This is a genomic window from Herbiconiux flava (assembly GCF_013409865.1).
In the GTDB taxonomy this organism is placed as follows: domain Bacteria; phylum Actinomycetota; class Actinomycetes; order Actinomycetales; family Microbacteriaceae; genus Herbiconiux; species Herbiconiux flava.
This window is the reverse complement of the sequence record NZ_JACCBM010000001.1, coordinates 2183955-2200129: the sequence shown is the minus strand read 5'-3', so window position 1 is coordinate 2200129 and position 16175 is coordinate 2183955. Positions and strand designations below refer to the sequence as shown.

19 protein-coding genes are annotated in these 16175 nt (G+C 72.4%); 11 read left to right on the top strand and 8 right to left on the bottom strand.

All coding sequences use genetic code 11. From position 1 onward, the window contains the following. Positions 1 to 59 precede the first annotated feature (59 nt). The 3 genes from BJ984_RS10655 to BJ984_RS10645 all read left to right on the top strand — a co-directional run bounded on the left by BJ984_RS10655 (position 60) and on the right by BJ984_RS10645 (position 3542). The gene (locus BJ984_RS10655) at positions 60 to 479 is read left to right on the top strand and encodes a helix-turn-helix transcriptional regulator (protein ID WP_179547993.1); all 420 of its coding nucleotides are present in this window, start codon (positions 60 to 62) and stop codon (positions 477 to 479) included. Continuing rightward, positions 476 to 2194: a long-chain-fatty-acid--CoA ligase gene (locus BJ984_RS10650; protein WP_179547992.1), complete on the top strand. Its 1719-nt coding sequence runs from the start codon at positions 476 to 478 to the stop codon at positions 2192 to 2194. The genes BJ984_RS10655 and BJ984_RS10650 overlap by 4 nt, the downstream gene beginning before the upstream one ends. A 121-nt stretch (positions 2195 to 2315) precedes the next feature. After that, entirely contained in the window at positions 2316 to 3542 is a 1227-nt protein-coding gene (locus BJ984_RS10645; RefSeq protein ID WP_179547991.1) for a sensor domain-containing phosphodiesterase, read from the top strand. 9 nt (positions 3543 to 3551) lie between these two features. Here BJ984_RS10645 and BJ984_RS10640 read toward each other — a convergent pair whose 3' ends face one another. Next, positions 3552 to 3770 (bottom strand): hypothetical protein, encoded by a 219-nt coding sequence (locus BJ984_RS10640; RefSeq protein ID WP_173180545.1) that lies wholly within the window; start codon positions 3768 to 3770, stop codon positions 3552 to 3554. Between the two features lie 161 nt (positions 3771 to 3931). Here BJ984_RS10640 and BJ984_RS10635 point away from each other — a divergent pair, with 161 nt between their 5' ends. From BJ984_RS10635 to BJ984_RS10615, 5 genes are all read left to right on the top strand, one after another. Next, entirely contained in the window at positions 3932 to 6601 is a 2670-nt protein-coding gene (locus tag BJ984_RS10635; protein ID WP_179547990.1) for an ATP-dependent Clp protease ATP-binding subunit, read from the top strand. Between the two features lie 136 nt (positions 6602 to 6737). Continuing rightward, complete coding sequence (locus BJ984_RS10630; RefSeq protein ID WP_179547989.1) at positions 6738 to 8054, top strand: cell wall-binding repeat-containing protein; 1317 nt, start codon at positions 6738 to 6740, stop codon at positions 8052 to 8054. Between the two features lie 148 nt (positions 8055 to 8202). Next, on the top strand, positions 8203 to 8478 hold the full coding sequence (locus BJ984_RS10625) for a hypothetical protein (RefSeq protein ID WP_179547988.1): 276 nt from the start codon (positions 8203 to 8205) through the stop codon (positions 8476 to 8478). 160 nt (positions 8479 to 8638) lie between these two features. Beyond that, complete coding sequence (locus BJ984_RS10620; protein ID WP_179547987.1) at positions 8639 to 9073, top strand: CBS domain-containing protein; 435 nt, start codon at positions 8639 to 8641, stop codon at positions 9071 to 9073. Next, the gene (locus tag BJ984_RS10615; RefSeq protein ID WP_179547986.1) at positions 9070 to 9279 is read left to right on the top strand and encodes a hypothetical protein; all 210 of its coding nucleotides are present in this window, start codon (positions 9070 to 9072) and stop codon (positions 9277 to 9279) included. The genes BJ984_RS10620 and BJ984_RS10615 overlap by 4 nt, the downstream gene beginning before the upstream one ends. Positions 9280 to 9344: 65 nt before the next feature. Here the strand turns inward: BJ984_RS10615 and BJ984_RS10610 are convergent, their stop codons facing one another. From BJ984_RS10610 to BJ984_RS19095, 3 genes are all read right to left on the bottom strand, one after another. Further along, positions 9345 to 9833: a hypothetical protein gene (locus tag BJ984_RS10610; RefSeq protein ID WP_179547985.1), complete on the bottom strand. Its 489-nt coding sequence runs from the start codon at positions 9831 to 9833 to the stop codon at positions 9345 to 9347. Between the two features lie 212 nt (positions 9834 to 10045). Further along, entirely contained in the window at positions 10046 to 10585 is a 540-nt protein-coding gene (locus BJ984_RS19100; protein WP_179547984.1) for a CDP-alcohol phosphatidyltransferase family protein, read from the bottom strand. Then, positions 10582 to 10797 carry a hypothetical protein gene (locus tag BJ984_RS19095; RefSeq protein ID WP_179547983.1) on the bottom strand — a complete coding sequence of 72 codons (216 nt, stop codon included), beginning with the start codon at positions 10795 to 10797 and terminating at the stop codon, positions 10582 to 10584. Before BJ984_RS19095 ends, BJ984_RS19100 begins: the two co-directional genes overlap by 4 nt. 53 nt (positions 10798 to 10850) lie before the next feature. On the opposite strand from BJ984_RS19095, the gene BJ984_RS10595 reads away from it, so the two are divergent. Then, positions 10851 to 11183, top strand: coding sequence for an STAS domain-containing protein (locus BJ984_RS10595; RefSeq protein WP_179547982.1), 333 nt, complete (start codon positions 10851 to 10853; stop codon positions 11181 to 11183). Beyond that, the gene (locus BJ984_RS10590) at positions 11176 to 11604 is read left to right on the top strand and encodes an ATP-binding protein (RefSeq protein WP_179547981.1); all 429 of its coding nucleotides are present in this window, start codon (positions 11176 to 11178) and stop codon (positions 11602 to 11604) included. Before BJ984_RS10595 ends, BJ984_RS10590 begins: the two co-directional genes overlap by 8 nt. A 28-nt stretch (positions 11605 to 11632) precedes the next feature. Here the strand turns inward: BJ984_RS10590 and BJ984_RS10585 are convergent, their stop codons facing one another. Then, positions 11633 to 12874 carry a PP2C family protein-serine/threonine phosphatase gene (locus tag BJ984_RS10585; protein WP_179547980.1) on the bottom strand — a complete coding sequence of 414 codons (1242 nt, stop codon included), beginning with the start codon at positions 12872 to 12874 and terminating at the stop codon, positions 11633 to 11635. A 104-nt stretch (positions 12875 to 12978) separates the two neighbouring features. On the opposite strand from BJ984_RS10585, the gene BJ984_RS10580 reads away from it, so the two are divergent. Next, the gene (locus BJ984_RS10580; RefSeq protein WP_179547979.1) at positions 12979 to 14283 is read left to right on the top strand and encodes a hypothetical protein; all 1305 of its coding nucleotides are present in this window, start codon (positions 12979 to 12981) and stop codon (positions 14281 to 14283) included. Here the strand turns inward: BJ984_RS10580 and BJ984_RS10575 are convergent. From BJ984_RS10575 to BJ984_RS10565, 3 genes are read right to left on the bottom strand one after another with little or no spacing between them, the layout of a single operon-like run. Next, a complete protein-coding gene (locus BJ984_RS10575; protein ID WP_179547978.1) occupies positions 14273 to 14809 on the bottom strand; it encodes a hypothetical protein in 537 nt (178 codons plus the stop codon). The genes BJ984_RS10580 and BJ984_RS10575 overlap by 11 nt on opposite strands. Then, positions 14806 to 15477: a hypothetical protein gene (locus tag BJ984_RS10570; protein WP_179547977.1), complete on the bottom strand. Its 672-nt coding sequence runs from the start codon at positions 15475 to 15477 to the stop codon at positions 14806 to 14808. Before BJ984_RS10570 ends, BJ984_RS10575 begins: the two co-directional genes overlap by 4 nt. After that, the gene (locus BJ984_RS10565; protein WP_179547976.1) at positions 15474 to 16130 is read right to left on the bottom strand and encodes a hypothetical protein; all 657 of its coding nucleotides are present in this window, start codon (positions 16128 to 16130) and stop codon (positions 15474 to 15476) included. Before BJ984_RS10565 ends, BJ984_RS10570 begins: the two co-directional genes overlap by 4 nt. Positions 16131 to 16175: the final 45 nt, after the last annotated feature.

The window sequence follows — 16175 nt, the reverse complement described above, 5'->3', positions numbered from 1 at the left end:
CCCGCTTCGTTTTGCGGCTGTCCGCCCCACCGGGTCGGGGTCGGCTCCGAATGACAGACATGGTCCACCCCACCGACCCCGTGCTGATGGCGTGCCAGTTCATCCGCGCCGAGGCGAGGGAACCCATCGGGCTCGCCCAGATCGCGGCGGCGGCCCACCTGTCGGAGCGGGGGCTGCAGCACGCGTTCAAGAAGCGGCTCGGCACCACCCCGCTCGGCTACCTCCGCGGCGTCCGGCTCGCGCGCGCCCACGACGAGCTCGTGGCCGAAGCGGCGGACCGGGCACCCGGGCGGCGCACGACCGTGAACGAGATCGCCCGGCACTGGCACTTCGCTCATCCCTCACGCTTCGCCGCCCTGTACTTCGAGCGGTACGCCCGCTACCCGGCCGACACCCTGCGCGGGCGGGCCGTGGCACCGGCGGCCGAGCCCGGCGTGTCGAGCACGGGCCCAGCCGACGAGGCCAGGATGGAGTCATGACCGATCAGGCCCCGCCCCGCCCGAACCCCTACGAGAGCCGCCCCTGGCTCGCGGCCTACGCCGACGGGGTGCCCGACGAGATCGAGGCGCCCAGCCAGACGCTGCCGCAGACGATCGAGGCGAGCGTCGCGCGCTACGGCAGGACGCCGGCGCTGGAGTTCTTCGGCGCCGTCACGAGCTACCGCGAGCTCGGCGAGCAGATCGAGCGCGCCGCCGAGGGCCTGCGGAAGCTCGGCGTGACGAAGGGCGACCGCGTCGCGATCGTGCTGCCGAACTGCCCCCAGCACGTCGTCGCCTTCTACGCGGCACTGCGCCTCGGCGCCATCGTGATCGAGCACAACCCCCTCTACACGGCGCGCGAGCTGCGCCACCAGTTCGAGGACCACGGCGCCCGCGTCGCGATCGTCTGGGACAAGACCTTCGACACCCTCGCCGGCTTCCCCGCCGACCTCACGCTCGACCGCATCGTCAGCGTCGACATCACCGAGGCGCTGCCGTTCGGCAAGCGGCTCGCGCTCAAGCTGCCCGTGAAGAAGGCCCGGGAGTCGCGGGCGCAGCTGACCGCGACGCCGCGGGCCGCGCATCCGCTCACCTGGGCGAAGCTGCTCGACCACCGTCGCGTGTCGCGCCGGGTCGCGGGGCCTGCGCTCGACGACATCGCGCTGCTGCAGTACACGAGCGGAACGACCGGCACGCCGAAAGGAGCCATCCTCACCCACGCGAACCTGCGCGCGAACGCCGCCCAGGGCCGCGCCTGGGTGCCCGGCCTCCTCGACGGGGAGGAGACGTTCTACGGGGTGCTCCCCCTCTTCCACGCCTACGGCATGACGCTCTGCCTCACCTTCGCGATGAGCATCGGCGCCAAGCTCGTGCTGTTCCCGAAGTTCGACCTCGGTCTGGTGACGGATGCTGCGCGAACCTCGCCCCCGACCTTCCTTCCCGCCGTCCCGCCCATCTACGACCAGCTCGCGCGGGCGGCGTCGCGCGGATCGATCGACCTCTCGAGCGTGCGGTTCGCGATCTCGGGCGCGATGAGCCTGCCGGTCGCGACCGTCGCGAACTGGGAGGAGGCGACCGGTGGCCTGCTGGTGGAGGGGTACGGGATGACCGAGACCTCCCCCGTGGCGCTCGGCAACCCGATCGGGCCCTCGCGCCGGCCGGGCACCGTGGGGGTGCCGTTCCCGTCGACGGAGATCCGCGTGGTCGACCCGGCGACGCTGGAGGACCTGCCGTTCGGCGAGCCGGGCGAGCTGCTGATCCGCGGGCCGCAGGTGTTCCAGGGCTACTGGGGGCGGCCGGGCGACACCGCCACGACGCTGCTCTCGGGTGGCTGGCTGCGCTCGGGCGACATCGCCTCGGTCTCGGCCGACGGCTTCGTGACCATCGTCGACCGGCTGAAGGAGCTCATCATCACGGGCGGCTTCAACGTCTCGCCGACCGAGGTCGAGGACGCGCTCGGCTCGCACCCGGATGTCGAGAGCGCCGCCGTGGTCGCCCTGCCGCGGGCGAACGGTGGCGAGGAGGTGGCCGCGGCCGTCGTGCTGCGGCCGGGCGCGACGCTCGACGTCGAGGGGCTGCGCGACTACTGCCGCACGCGGCTCGCGGCCTACAAGGTGCCGCGCCGGATCGTGGCGGTCGACGAGCTGCCGCGCTCGCTGATCGGGAAGGTGCTGCGGCGCCAGGTGCGGGAGACGCTGATCGCGTCGCTCGGCTGACTCCCCGACCGGTCGTGTGATCCGCGGCCGAGTGCCCAGCCGACGTCCAGGATGCGAACCACGCCAGTCGAGTCCTGCGGCTCGATTGGGCGGATGCGCCGGGGCTCAACATACTGGGGTCATGGTCTCCGGGGGCATCGACATCGTCGGGACGGCGTTCCAGCCCATCGTCGAGATCTCGTCGGGCCGGGTCGTCGCCCACGAGGCGCTGTCGCGCTTCGCGGACGGCGACGGAACCGTGACGCCCGACGTGGCCTTCTCCGAGGCCTACGCGAGCGGACGGATCGAGAGCGTCGACGCCGACTGCCTCGAGCGGGCGGTCGACGAGGCCGGGTCGTTCGGCGGGCGCGACGCCCACGAGCTGTTCCTCAACGTGGAGCCGCCGACGCTCTGGCGCCGCGAGCTGCCGGCCGCCCTGCGGCACGGTCTGCCGGTGACCATCGAGATCACCGAGCGCGCGCTCGGGCAGGACACCGGGCGGCTGCTCGGCGCCATCCGTCGCCTGAGAGAGCTCGGGCACGCCATCGCGGTCGACGACCTCGGCGCCGAACCCGCGACCCTCGCCCTGCTGCCGCTGATCGCCCCCGACGTGATCAAGCTCGACATGGGGCTGATCCGGCAGCAGCCCGACCGGCACGCGGCTCGCATCATGACCGCCATCGCCGACTACGCCGGCCGGAGCGAGGCGCTGGTGCTCGCCGAGGGCATCGAGAACGAGCGGCACGAGGTGATGGCGCGCGCGCTCGGTGCCACCCTCGGTCAGGGCTGGCACTACGGCCGTCCCGCCCCGGCCTCGGCCGCCGCCCCCGTCGCGACGAGCCGCGAGGAGCGGACGGAGTGGCGGGCGCAGGTGTCGCGCTCGGCGGCAGCCGCTGCCGCCGTCGACACCTCGGCCACCCCGTTCGAGCTGGTCGCCGCCGCCATTGAGCCGCGTCGCGCCGAGCGGGGACTGCTGCTGCAGGTCAGCCGCTTCCTCGAGGAGCGGGCCGCGGCGGGCGGCGACACCGCGGTGCTGCTCGCGACCTTCCAGCGCGACGCCAACGTCACGCCCGGCACGCGGGCGCGCTACGAGTGGCTCGTCGACCGCGGCTGCCTCCTCACCGTGTTCACGGTGGGCGAGTCGGCCGGGCTCCCCGCGCCCGCGCAGAACAGGGTCATCGCCGACGACGACCGGCTGGCCGCCGAGTGGGACGTGATCGTGCTCACCGCCGACCACGCCGCCGCGCTGACCGCGCGCGAGGTCGGCCCGTCCGAGCATCCGGGCAGCGAGTACGACTTCGTGCTGACGACCGACCGGGAGCTCGTCACCCGGGCCGCGCGGGCGCTGCTGACGAGCGGGCGCGGCTGAGGGCTGCAGCTACTTCAGCGCCGAGCGCCGGGTGCTGACGAGGGTCACGACGCCCCAGGCGAAGATCGCGCCGCCGACCCAGGTGAAGGTGTGGATGAAGGCCGGCCCGCCGTTGAGGTCCCAGGCGATGCCGCCGGCGAGGAACACGATGCCGAGGACGATCAGCGTCACGGCGATGCTCCGCTTCGTCGCCACGGGCATGGTCTGCAGGCCGTCGGTGTTGGTCATGATGGTCCCCCTTCACGGAACCGCCCCCTCGGCGGTCTCCTCGCCGCCATTAAACCGGATCCGAGCCCGTGACGAAGCCGATGGCCGCCGCCGGGAATAAGCCGGGCCCTCCAGCGTTGAACTTGAGCGTAAGGCACTCAAGTTTCAAACCAGGAGGTTTCGTGCCCGAGAACTTCACCCCCAATGAGGGCGCCGGATCGTTCGACGAATTCCTCGCCCGTTACCTCGAGGGCGAGCGCGCCGCGCGCGCCGGTCGCTCCATCGACCTCAGCAAGCTGATCAGCCGCCGCACGCAGGAGCTGCTGTCCGAAGCCGGCAGCTACGCCGTCGAGCACGGCCACCGCGAGCTCGACGCGCTGCACATCCTGCGCACGATCGCGCCGCAGCAGCCCGCCGCCGAGGCCATCCGCAACGTCGGAGCCGACCCCGCGGCGATCGCCCGCGCCGCCGAGCTCCGCCTTCCCGCCGCGAGCACCGATCGCGTGACCGCGCCCGCGCTCACCCAGTCGGCCCAGCGCGCGCTGTTCCACGCCTACCAGGTGGCCCGCGCGTCCGGCTCGACCTACATCGACCCCGAGCACCTCTTCTTCGCGCTCGTGATCAACCAGGACTCCCCCGCCGGTCAGGTGCTGGCCCAGGCGGGTGTCACCCCCGACGCCCTCCAGGAGGGCATGCGGCAGAACCTCGGCGCCACGGGTGCCGCGGCGGCGGATGCCCAGGGTGCGCCTTCGGGCAGTGGCGAGAGCCGCGCATCCGAGACCCCGACCCTCGACAAGTTCGGCACCGACCTGACCGAGCTCGCCCGCGAGGGCTCGCTCGACCCCGTGATCGGCCGGCTCGACGAGATCGAGCAGACCATCGAGATCCTCTCGCGCCGCACCAAGAACAACCCGGTGCTCGTGGGTGAGGCCGGCGTCGGCAAGACCGCGATCGTCGACGGCATCGCCCAGGCGATCGTCGACGGCGGAGTGCCCGAGCAGCTGCGCGACAAGCGCGTGGTCTCGCTCGACCTGCCCGCGATGCTCGCCGGAACCAAGTTCCGTGGCGACTTCGAGGAGCGCCTGACCTCCCTGATGGACGAGATCTCGGCCCACAAGGACGAGCTGATCGTCTTCATCGACGAGCTGCACACCGTGGTCGGTGCGGGCGGCTCGGGCGAGGGCGGGATGGACGCCGGGAACATCCTGAAGCCGCGTCTGGCCCGGGGCGACCTGCACCTGCTGGGCGCCACCACGCTCAAGGAGTACCGCGCGATCGAGAAGGACCCGGCGCTGGAGCGCCGCTTCTCGCCCGTGACGGTCGGCGAGCCCTCCCAGGCGGACGCCGTGCAGATCCTGCACGGACTGCGGCCCGCCTACGAGGAGCACCACGGTGTCTCGTACACCGACGCGGCCCTCTCGGCCGCGGTGGAGCTCTCGGCCCGCTACGTCAGCGACCGCTTCCTGCCCGACAAGGCGATCGACCTGATCGACCAGGCCGGCGCGCGGCTGCGGCTCTCGCTCGGCAAGGTGGCGTCGGTGGTCGACACCGGTGCGCTGATGGCCGACCTGGCCGCACTCGAGGCCGCCAAGAACTCGGCGGTGTCGCTCGAGCACTACGAGGAGGCGTCACGGATCCGCGACGAGATCGAGGACATCCAGCACCAGCTGGCCGAGGCCTCGTCGGTGAACCGGCGGGTGGCCGCCGAGCAGGCGTCGTTCGCGGCGTCGCGCGGCGTCGAGTCGGATGCGGTGGTCGACGAGGCGGAGATCGCCGCGGTGATCTCGCGGGCGACGGGCATCCCGATCTCGCGTCTGGGTGACGTCGACCGTGCCCGTCTGGCCGCCCTCGAGGGCGAGCTGCACGAGCACGTGATCGGCCAGGACGACGCCGTGACCGTGGTCGCCAAGGCCGTGCGCCGCAACCGCACGGGCATGGGCGACGCGAACCGGCCGATCGGCTCGTTCCTCTTCCTCGGCCCGACCGGAGTCGGCAAGACCGAGCTGGCGAAGACGCTCGCGTCGTCGCTGTTCGGCTCGCCGGAGGCGATGCTGCGCTTCGACATGTCGGAGTTCGGCGAGCGGCACACCGTGTCGCGCCTGGTCGGTGCCCCTCCCGGATACGTGGGCTACGACGAGGCCGGTCAGCTGACCGAGCGCGTGCGCCGGAACCCGTACTCGGTGGTGCTGTTCGACGAGATCGAGAAGGCCCACCCCGACGTGTTCAACCTGCTGCTGCAGGTGCTGGACGACGGGCGGCTGACCGATGGTCAGGGGCGCACCGTGGACTTCCGGAACACCGTCGTCATCATGACCTCGAACCTGGGGTCGGAGTTCCTGGCCTCACGGTCGGGGGCGATGGGCTTCGTGGCCCGTTCTGCTGACGGCTCTTCGGACGGTGACGGAAACGGCTTCGGCTCGGACAAGGCGCTGCGCGACCGCGTGATGGGCAAGCTGCGCGAGGCGATGCGGCCGGAGTTCCTCAACCGGATCGACGAGATCGTGCTGTTCCGCAAGCTCGAGAAGGCTCAGCTGGAGCAGATCGTGTCGCTGCTGCTGGAGTCCACCCGGGCTCGGCTGGATGCGCTGTCGATCGCGCTGTCGGTGATGCCGGCCGCCGTCGCGTGGCTCGCCACCAACGGGTACGAGCCCGAGTACGGGGCGCGGCCGCTGCGCCGGCTGATCCAGCGGAAGGTCGACGACGCGATCGCCGAGCTGCTGGTGGACGGGTCGCTGGCCGACGGCGGGGCGGTGACCGTGGATGCGGTGGACGGGGCGCTGGTGGTGCGGGCTTCCGTGCCGGCTGCGGCTGCGTCGTCCGCCACGGACGCGGGATTCGCGTTCGCGGCGTAGTGCCTCCGTGATCGGCCTCGGGCCGGGGACTTCGGTTCCCGGCCCTTCGCCGTTCCCGGTTCTCCACAGGGGGCTGACGCGTTACCGAGGATATGTCACACTGTCCTGAGTAAAACTCACACTCAGGAGGGTGATCATGACGATCTCGACAACGAACCGGGCCTCCGGACGGCGCGCGCGCCGCGCCGCTTCGGCGCTCGGCATTCTGGCGGTGGCGGCGGGCGCGGTGCTCGTGCCGACCGCGGCGCACGCCGACGACGTGCCGCCGACCGCGACGGCCGACAGCTACACGGTGGGCTCGGGCCTGACGTTCCGCGTCGCGGCCGCGCAGGGCCTGCTGGCCAACGACCTCAACCTCGGGGCCGGCGTCTTCGCCGCCCCGGCGACCGATCCCGCCCACGGCACGCTCGACGTCGAGCTCGACGGCAGCTTCAGCTACCTGCCGGCCGCGGGCTACCTCGGGGTCGACAGCTTCACGTACTGCATCAAGATCGCCGACACGCTGCCGTGCCTGTCGGCCGAGGTGACGGTGACGCTCACCGTGAACGCGACGATGGAGCGCATCGGCGGAGCCGACCGCTTCGCCGTGTCGGCCGCCGTCTCGCAGAAGACGTTCGAGCCCGAGGTGGGCACGGCCTACATCGCCTCGGGTGAGACCTTCCCCGACGCGCTGTCGGCGTCGGCCGCGGCGGGCGCCGACGGCGGCCCGGTGCTCCTGGTGCGCAAAGACGCCATCTCGACCGAGGTCGACGCCGAGCTGCGCCGGCTTAAGCCCCAGCGCATCGTCGTCGTGGGCGGCGAGCAGGCCATCACGAAGACGGTCGAGACGGCGCTCGGCACCTACAGCGACGTCGTCGAGCGCATCGGCGGAGCCGACCGCTTCGTAGTGTCGGCCGCGATCTCGAAGCAGGCCTTCGGGGCCGATCGCCCGGTCGCATACGTGGCCTCGGGCGAGGACTTCCCCGACGCCCTCGCGGGGTCGGCTGCCGCGGGCGTCAAGGGCGGGCCGGTGCTGCTGGTGCGGCACGACGCCGTCCCGACCTCTGTGGCCGATGAGCTGCGTCGGCTGAACCCCGCGAAGATCGTGCTGCTCGGTGGACCGAACGCGGTCTCCGACGCGACGAAGACGGCGCTCGAGGCGATCAAGCCGGTCACCCGCATCGGCGGCGCCGACCGCTTCGTGGTGGCCTCGGCCGTCTCGGCCGACGCGTTCTCGACGACGGACACCCACACGGTGTACGTCGCCTCGGGCGAGAAGTTCCCCGACGCGCTCTCGGGCTCGGCGGCGGCCATCGCCCACCACGCTCCGGTGCTGCTCGTCACCCGCGACGGCCTCCCGGCCGCCACGGCGACGGAGCTCGACCGCCTGAACCCGACGCGCATCGTCGTCCTCGGCGGCGAGCAGGCCATCTCGGCGGCGACCTACACGGCGCTGCAGGCGCACCTGGGCTGACGCCCGGCCGCGCCCACCCGCCGCACCACCGCATCACCCGGGGCGGTCGCCCTCACCGGCGGCCGCCCTTTTCCGTTCCACCCCCTCGTTCCTTTCGCAGGCCGAGCGCCTTCCGCCGCGAGCCTGCCCTCAGCCTTAGGATCTGCGCATGAGCATGCTGCACCTCGACCCCTACCGGATCATCGGCGAGGCCCGGGCCCTCGAGACGGCTGCCGCGCAGCCGCCGTCGGAGACGGCGCGACTGGCTCGTGCCGAGGCCGTCCGCGTGCTCACCACCGCCGCGAACGACCGCGCCGACGCCGAGCAGGACTACCTCGACGCCCGCGCCGCCCACCGCCGCGCCTACGAGGCCGCACGCGCCGCCGACTTCTCGGCCGCCGACCTCGAGCAGCTCGGGCTGACGCCGCCGACCCTCGCCCACTGAGGCCGAGCCCGCGCGAGCCGAACGCGGAGGTTGGTGGGGGCGGGTGGTGTCAAGCCCCGGGCGGCGGGTGCGGACGGTCGTAGGGTCGGCAGCACGAGTGACCGACGGCTCGGCGGCGGGGGTGCGTCCTCCGCGGCCGGCCCACGACCGAGAGGACGCGATGACCACCGCGCGCGACATCATGACACCCGACCCGCAGTGCGTGAAGGAGAGCGAGACCCTCGTCGACGCCGCCCGGCTGATGCGGGAGCGCGACACCGGCGCCCTGCCGATCTGCGGCGACGACGGCCGGCTGAAGGGCATGCTGACCGACCGCGACATCGTCGTGAAGTGCATCGCCGACGGCGGCGACCCCTCGACGGTGACCGCCGGCAGCCTCGCCGAGGGCAAGCCCGTGACCATCGGCGCCGACGACGACGTGCGAGAGGCCCTCGAGACGATGAAGGCGCACCAGGTGCGCCGGCTGCCGGTGATCGACGGGCACGACCTCGTCGGGATCATCAGCCAGGCCGACATCGCGCTGTCCCTCAGCGCGACCGAGACCGGTGAGACCGTCGAGGAGATCTCGGACGGACCGGAGAACGGCACGGTATGAGCGACGAGTCCCTCCGGGTCGCGCCCGACGACCAGCCCGACCCGCCGGTCGTCTCCGAGTACCAGCCCGACGACGTCGACCCCGAGACGGTCGTCCACGACGACGTGCCCCCGGTCGCCACGACCGACCGGGGCGACCGGGTCGAGGCGCTCGACGACGACCGCCCGGTGCCCCTGTCCGACGACCGCGACGCCCCCGGCGCCTGAGCCCACCTCGACGGAGGGCCGCCCGCGCACCCCACGCCGGGCGGCCCGCCACGTCGACGGCCGCGTCAGCGGTGGAGGGGGTCGCCGCGGCGGGCCGTGAAGTACGTGGGGGTCGAGGAGAGCGCCGGGAGGCGGCGGCCGATCCAGACCGAGCGGGCCGCGAAGAAGCCACCGGCACCGCCCGAGACGAGCGCGACCACGATCGTGATCGTCGTCGCCTGCCACGAGCCCAGCACGAGGGCCAGCACGATCCACGGCACCGCCGTGCCGATCGCCACGACGTGCAGCACGGCGAAGCCCCGCTCCCGCACCGTCAGCGGCCGCCGGTTGAGCAGCGGCCACGCGATCAGGCCCACGATCAGCGCCCAGGCTCCGGCGCCCAGCGCCGAGAGGAGACTCGACAGGGCCGCCGCGCTCCACGACGAGACGTTGTTCCCGGCCGCGACGAGCAGGAGCGCCTGGCTCCCGGCGAGGGCCGCGACCGCGGCGGCGAAGGCTCCCTCGACGGCGAACCAGCCGGTGCGGTTGGCCGGCTGGTGTTCTGATCCGATCATCGATCGTCCTTTCCCGGCCACGCTGCCGGAGTGGTGCGGCGAGCCCCCGTCGTCGTCGACCGGTGCCCGCGGTGTTCCTGCTCCTACTGTGTTCCGGAGCGGCGGTCACCGCAAGGCACCACACCGGGGGCCATCCCCTCCTGTTCGGAGCCGAGCCCCGAACCGACGGCAACCGACCGGAACCGACAGGCACCGACCGCAACCGGCCGCGGTCAGACCCGCTCCCGCGCCTCCCGCGCCGTCACGATCGAGTACTGCACGTTCGCCAGCGCGTGCAGCACCACTCCCACCCCCACGAACGCCAGCGCCACCCCTGCGGGCACCGACGGAGCCGGCGCCACCCACTCGGCGAGCAGCAGCAGCGGGAACCCCACCATCAGCAGCACCGTCCGCAGCTTGCCGAACCACCGCACCCGCACCGTGTCGGGCCGCGCCACGAGGATCACGATCCCGAGCAGCAGATCGCTCGCGACCAGCACGAGGGCCATCCAGAGCGGCACCAGCCCCGCGATCACCAGCGTCACGCACACGGCTAGCTGGCTCACCCGGTCGGCCAGCGGGTCGAGCCGCTTGCCCAGCTCGGTCACGAGGTCGAAGCGCCGTGCGATGAAGCCGTCGGCCCAGTCGGTGACGCCCAGCACGATCAGCAGCACCAGCGCGAGCAGAGGATCGTCGAGCACCAGGAGCGCCACGACGAACAACGGAGTCAGGACGACCAGCCGCCCGATCGAGATGGCGTTGGGGAGGTTCACTGCTCCGGCAGCGCCTCTGTGGTGATGATCGACCCCGTCCAGCCCTTCTGGGCGGCGATGATCGAGGTCAGCTCGGCGTTGATGTAGAGCGTGCCGCCGTCGGGCCCGGCGGAGTGGAAGTAGGAGTCGTTGAAGACGCTGTCGCTCAGCACGACCTTCACGTTGGGGTAGGTCTGCACGATGCGCTCGATGGCTTTCTCCGGGTCTGACACCACCCCTCCTTTCGATAGCCTTGACCCAGCTTACTTCTAGGGGGTACCGGGCGATGGAGTTCCAGACCGAAACGATCGGCGACGGCGTCGTGGTCATCCGGGGTGAGGGCCGGTTGAACATGGTGTCCGGCCCGACGCTCCGCGAGACGGTGCTCCGGGAGGTCGAGGCCGGCAGCCCGCGGGTGGTGGTCGAGCTCAGCCGCATCGCGTTCATGGACTCCTCGGGCCTCGGGGCCCTGATCGGCTGCCTCAAGGCCGCTCGCGAGAAGGGCGGAGACCTCCGCATCGTCGCCCCCTCCACCCAGGTCTCGATGGTGCTGAGACTGAGCAACGTCGACACGATCCTCCCGCCCTACGAGAGCGTCGAGGCGGCTTACCGTGACTGACGCGAAGCGCAGCCTGCTGTTCAGCTCCCCGCCCGACGACGTGGATGCGGTGCACGAGTTCCTGGAGCAGGTCTGGCAGGCCAATCCCGGCGTCGGCGAGTTCGACCGCATGGCGTTCGAGACGGCGCTGATCGAGCTGGCGGCGAACGTCATCCAGCACGCCTCGGGCGAGGGCGGCGTGACCTGCGTGCTCTCGGTGACGAGCGACGCAAACGGTCTGCACGCCTCGCTCTCCGACACGGCGGATGCGGGCGGGGTCGTGCTCGTCGACCGCGCCATGCCCGGCGAGCTGAGCGAGTCGGGCCGGGGCATCGCCCTGATCCAGGCCCTCGTCGACGAGCTGCGCTACGAGAGGGTCGACGAGCGCAACGTCTGGACGATCAGCAAGGCACCGCAGGCGATCGAGCCGCCGCCCGCGTGAGTGCCGGCGCCCACACACCGACCCGGGGCTAGTCCCGGCGCGACACCACGACGACGCTGACGTCGTCGTCGGCCCCGCGCGACCCGACCAGCGCGGCGAACCGGTCGACAGCGTCCTGCGGGCCGGAGGCGCCGGCGACGATCGCCGCGACCTCGTCGAGGGCGTCGAGCGTTCCGCCGAACAGGTCGAGCACGCCGTCGGTGAAGACGACGAGGTTCTCCCCCGGCGCGAGCGTCGCCTCGCCGACGCCCCAGCGCCCGCCGGCGACGATGCCGATCGGCAGACCGGTGGCGTCGAGGCGCTCGACCGAACCGTCGCGACGCACGATCGCGGAGAGGCCGTGCCCCGCATCCGCGTACCGGATGCGCCCGCTGGCGGTGTCGATCACGCCGTGCACGAGCGTGGCGAAGCTGGAGGTCTGGCCGAGGTCGTCGAGCAGCTGCTCGTTGACGGCCGAGACGGTGTCGGCGACCTCGTCGCCCGAGCGGGAGAGGAAGGCGGCGCGCACGGTGGCGGCCATGATGGCACCTCCCGTGCCCTTGCCCATGACGTCGGCGAGGGTGAACTCGAGCCCGTCGGCGGTGGCGTGCCAGGAGTAGAAGTCCCCGCCCACGACCTTCTTCGGGATGCTCGTGCCCGCCACGTCGTAGTCGGGCGCCGCCGGCTGGTCGCGCGGCAGCAGGCTCTGCTGCACGAGGGCCGCGCGGTCCTGGTCCTTGCTGTCCTCGAGCTCGCGCGCGACCCAGGAGCCGAGCTCCTCGAGCAGGCGCACCTCGTCGGGCCCGAACTCGCGCGGCGACGAGTCGACGAGGCAGAGCGTGCCGAGGTTGTATTCGTCGCCGAGGTTCAGCGGCGTGCCGGCGTAGAAGCGGATGTGGCGCTCACCCGTGACCGTCGACCGCCAGTTGAAGCGGTCGTCCTTCGTCGCATCCGGCACCACGAGCACGTCGGGCTTCTGGATCGTGATGTCGCAGAACGACTGGGCGCGCTCGCTGACCGGCGAGGTACCCGGCTGCTGCGGCGACTTGGTGAACTGCCGCGTCTCGTCGAGGAGGTTGATCTCGGCCACCGGCACGCCGAAGAGCTCGCGTGCGAGCCGGGTGATGCGATCGAAGCGCTCCTCGGCAGGGGTGTCGAGCAGGTCGAGCTTCTCGACCGCGGCGACGCGCAGCTGCTCGAAGCGGTCGGCGCCCAGCCCGGCGAGGCGCGCGTCGTCGGCGCGATCGCTGCCGGTGCCCGTGGCCGTGTGGTCGTCGGTGCTGGTCCCCATGTCGACAGCGTAGCCAATCCGGGGGACACGGATGCGGGCCGCCCCCCACCAGACGGCCACCGGACCGGCACACGACGATGCTTCGCACCCGCTAGCCTGGGGCCGTGCTCTCGATTCCGGCGCGCACCCTCCGCCTCGTCGCCGCCCACTGGCCGGCGCTCCTGGCGTGGTATCTCGCGGGCTGGCTCGCGCGGTACCTGATCATCGAGCTGGCCTCGTACTTCGGCGCCACGAGCGCCCTAATCGGCCTGATGATCCTGCCGCTGGCGGCGCTCGCTCGGCTCGGCAGCTTCATCGCGATGTTCCTGGTGCTGCGCCCGAGCATGCCCGCCTTCCAGGAGCTGCGCCGCTCGGGCCGCGGCACCGAGGAGCCGGCCGGCGCCGAGACCGGGCGACGGCGGGTGACCGAGATCGTGCTGACGAGCATCCTGCCGTTCTTCACCTTCTATGCGGCTTGGCAGCTGCTCAGCGCCGACGTGCAGCAGTACGCCACCGGGTCGCTGGAGAACATAAACCCGTTCCAGTCCGGCGTCGACAGCTCCGCCTCGGTGCTGAACGTGCGGCTCGACGTCTGGTCGATCGGCGTCATCGTCGTGGCCTTCGCCGGGCGCACCCTGCTGAAGCGGTACCGGCCGAAGCTGCCGGCCTGGTCGAGTGTGATCGCCGTCTACTGCGAGGCCGTCTGGATCTACATCGCCCTCTACTTCATCAACAGCTACCTAGCCCAGTTCACCGGCTGGATCCAGGGCCGCGCCGCGGTGCAGTGGTACGAGTCGGTGCGCGCCTCGGCCCTCGAGGTGGTGCACCCGATCGGGGTGGCGTGGGGAGCGATCGAGTGGGCGATCGACCGCACCGGCGGTCTGGTGCTGCTGCCGCTGGCGTGGCTCACCCTCGCCGGGATCGTCTACGGCCGGGCCCTGGCCGCGCCGAGGATCGCCTACCGGCCGAAGAACGTCTACTACACCAGCGCCCGCAAGCGCATCGACGGGCTGCCCGGCCAGCTGCGGCGGCGCCTCGCCGAGCTGGGCGACGGCCTCACCGGGCGGTTCAAGCCGATCGTCTCGGCCTTCCTCTTGATCTGGCGTGCGGGCGCCGCCCCGATGGGGCTGTTCGTGCTCGGCTACACCGTGATCGAGGCGGCCTCGTCGTGGCTGCTGCTCGCCGGGGTGCGGGTGATCGGGCCGCACGACCTGAACACCTGGTGGATGAACTTCGACGACATGCTGGTGTTCGTGGTCGGCGTGATCGTCGAGCCGCTGCGGCTCTGCCTGATCGCGGCGGCCTACGACTTCTGCCTGCGCCGGCTCGAGGAGCGGCGGGACGCGGCCGAGGCCGAGGCCGTCGATCCGGCGGCCCCGGCACCGGCCGCGTCGCCGTCGCCGTCGCCGTCGCCGTCGCCTACAGCGTGACGCTCAGGTACCGCGGAAGCTCGTCCACCACCTCGACGTTCAGTCGCAGGGCGTCGCCGGTGTCGGCCGGCACCACGAAGACCGCCTGCATCGTGTAGTCGCCCGTCGCCTCCGAGTCGCAGAACTGCGGCACGTCGAGGCCCAGACTGAGATCGATCCCGGCACCCGTGTCGGCGCTCCAGCTGCGCGTCGGCGCCCCCTCGCGCGTCTCCTCGAGCGCGAGCAGGCAGCTCGGCGGCGTCGCTTCGCCGGGCGACACCTCGACCGAGACGACCACGGCATCCGTTCCGGGCGGGGCCCCCGCATCGGCGGGCAGCTCGGTCGAGCGGATGCGCTGCACCTCAGTCACCCGCCACTCGGCTCCCCCGAAGCCGACGTCCGCGCCGCGCTCCACGGCGACGGGGCTGCTCGCCCGCTGCTGCCAGTAGCTCAGCCAGTCGGACGAGAAGGTCACGAACAGGGAGGCGGGCACGAGCACGACGACCGCGCCGAGCGCGATCGCGTTGCGCCGCAGCCAGCCGCTCATCCGGCCGCCCCCTCGGTCGCGTCATTCGACTCCGGGATTCCGAGCACCGGCTCGTCGGTCTCGATCGTCGGAACGGCACTGAGCTCGGTGAGATCGACCGGCACCACGAGCAGCGAGTCGACCCGCGGATCGGCGTCGAGCCCGAGCTCGAGCCGGGCTCCGCGGCCGTCGGCGCTGCCGAGGTCGTCGCGCGGGATCTCGAACAGCAGCGGCCCGGTCATCGGGACACCCACGCTGAGCGAGCGCTCGGCCAGCACCGAGAGCCCGGGTCGGTCGGAGGCGCTGTAGCTGCGGTCGCCGATCCGCAGCACCGCGCCGCCGAGCAGCGACGCCCGGTCGTCGACCACGGCGGCGACGCTCAGGTCGACGACGATCCAGGCCCCGGTGGTCGCGCCCTGCCAGCCGTTCGAGGTCGTGACGCTGTCGGCGGCGCTCACGCTCCGCACGGTGGCCTCGATGTTGCGGCCGGTGACCGTCTCGCCGAGGCGGCCCTCGACCTCGACGGGCGCCTGCCAGCCGCCGCCGCTGGGTGCGGTGTCGGCGACGACGCCGGCCACGGCGAGCAGGCCGACGAGCACCAGGGCGCTGAGGGCGTGGCGCCACCACGGGACGCGCGCGGGCGCCGGGTCGCCGGAGGGGGCCGTCACGGTGTCGGCGGGCACGGTCATCCGTCGGCCCCCGCACCGACGTCGTCGACCTCGAGCTCGGCCCGCGCCGACAGGAACGGGTTCTCGTAGCGGGCGCCGTAGGTCACGAAGCCCTCGGCCCGGTAGCTCTTGTCGTAGACGTCGACGTCGAGCGGGTCGCCGGCCCCGAGGGCACCGTCGTCGACCTGCCAGATGTAGGCCAGCTCGACCGGCACGCGGGGCTGAAGCTGGGCCAGCTCGGCCGCGTCGTCGAGCACCACGACCGTGAGCGGCTGCGAGCCGGCGTCGAGGCCGGGCACGCCCGCGGGGCGGAGGTTGTCGGCGGCGCCGAAGCCGTTCCCCGTGCTGACGGGCACGTCGGTGAGGTTCTCGACCTCGGTGACGAGCACCAGCAGGCGCTTGCCCGGGTCGGGCACGATGCTCTGCTCGGGGAACCCGTCGATCAGCACCGCCCGCTCGACGGCGATGCGGAGCTGCGCTCCCGTGACGCTCTCACCCGCGGCGACGACCGGCAGCGGGGTGGACGGGGCGTCGGCGAGGCCGCCGAATCCGGCGGTGGCGAGCAGCACCACGCCGGTGAGCCCCGTGACGACGTACTTCGTGGGCACCCTCTCGCCCAGCGCCCTGGCGCGCGCCCGCACGCCCTGGGGCGGTGCCGGCGGTGTGGTCGTCACCCGTCACATGCTAGCGGTGGGGTGACGACCACAGGGACCCACCGG